The organism is Kitasatospora sp. MY 5-36 (genome assembly GCF_001182915.1).
Classification (GTDB): domain Bacteria; phylum Actinomycetota; class Actinomycetes; order Streptomycetales; family Streptomycetaceae; genus Kitasatospora.
The window spans coordinates 1-1,431 of sequence record NZ_LFVW01001198.1 but is presented as its reverse complement, the minus strand read 5'-3'; the positions used below and the strand labels follow the sequence as shown (position 1 = coordinate 1,431).

Genomic DNA, 1,431 nt, shown 5'->3' with positions numbered 1-1,431 from the left:
CCGGATCGACGCCATCGCCGTCCAGCCCCGCGCGGGCGTGACCACCGCCGCGCTCGCCGCCCAGGTCCGCCAGGCCGTCGGCGGCGACGCCGCTGCCGGAGCCGCTGCCGCTGCCGGAGCCGGTGCCGTCAAGGTCCTCACCGGGGACGACCGGGGCGCCGTCGAGCACCCCGACCTCGGCGGAGCCCGCACCCTGCTGATGGCCCTCGGCGGCAGCTTCGGCGGCTACGCCACCATGACCGCGGTCTTCGTGGTGATGAGCACCGTCGCCCTCGCCACCGGCCAGCGCGCCCGCGAGTTCGCCCTGCTCCGCGCCATCGGCGCCACCCCGCGCCAGATCCGGCGCACCATCGCCGCCGAGGCGATGCTGGTCGCGCCGCTCGCCGCGGCGCTCGGCATCCTGCCCGGAATCGCCCTCGCCCGCTGGTGGTTCGACCAGCTGGTCGAGCGCGGCGCCGTCCCCGCGGACGTCCGCCTGGACGTCGGCCCGCTGCCGATGCTCGCCGCCGTCCTCGCCTGCACCCTCGCCGCGCTGACCGCCGGGTTCCTGGCCGCCCGCCGGCCGTCCCGGATGCGGGCCGCCCAGGCGCTCGGCGAGGCCGCCGTCGAAGCGCCCCGACCGGGCGCGGTGCGCACCGTCCTCGGACTGGTCTTCGCCGCCGGCGGCATCGCGGCCGCGGCCATCGCCACCTCCCTGGACGGCGCCAAGGCCGCCCAGACCGCGCTCGGCGTGGTGATGTGCTTCATGATGGCCGTCGCCCTGCTCGGCCCCTGGCTGGCCCGGGTCGCCGCCGCGGTGCTCGGCGCCCCGCTGCGGGCCGGCGGCGCGCCCGGCTCGCTGGCCGCCGACAACACCCGCGCCAACGCCCGCCGCCTGGCCTCCGCGATCACCCCGATCGTCCTGGTCACCGCCTTCTGCGGCACCCTGCTGATCATCCAGAGCACCGTGCGCCACACCAGCGGCGAGAACGTCCGGGCCGGCGTCACCGCCGACCACGTGGTCGGCGCCACCGGCCCCGGCCTGCCCGCCGGGACGGCCGAGCGGGCGGGCCGGGTGCCGGGCGTGGACACCGCCGTCGGCGTGCTGCGCACCGGCGTCGTCTACCGGAACGGCGACCAGCTGAGCTCCGCCCCCGTGCTCGGCGTCGACGGCGACCCGGCCCGGCTGCCGAAGGTGCTCGACCTGGGCGTGCGCAGCGGTGCCCTCGCCGACCTCGGCCGCGCGCCCGACACCGTCGCGCTGAGCTCCACCCTGGCCGAGGCGTTCGGCGCCGAGGTCGGCGACCGGGTCCCGCTCTGGCTCGGCGACGGCACCGCCGTCCGGCCCGCCGTGGTCGCGGTGTACGACCGCGGGCTCGGCGTCGGACAGGCGCTGCTGCCCCGGGCCGCGGTGGCCGCGCACGTCACCGCCGGGTACGACAGCCAGGTGCT

Annotated in this window: 1 protein-coding gene; it reads left to right on the top strand. The window is 78.8% G+C overall.

All coding sequences use genetic code 11. The annotated features are described in order from the left end of the window. A partial coding sequence (locus AE652_RS41370; protein ID WP_049661145.1) for an ABC transporter permease occupies nucleotides 1-1,431 on the top strand: 1,431 nt, incomplete at both ends.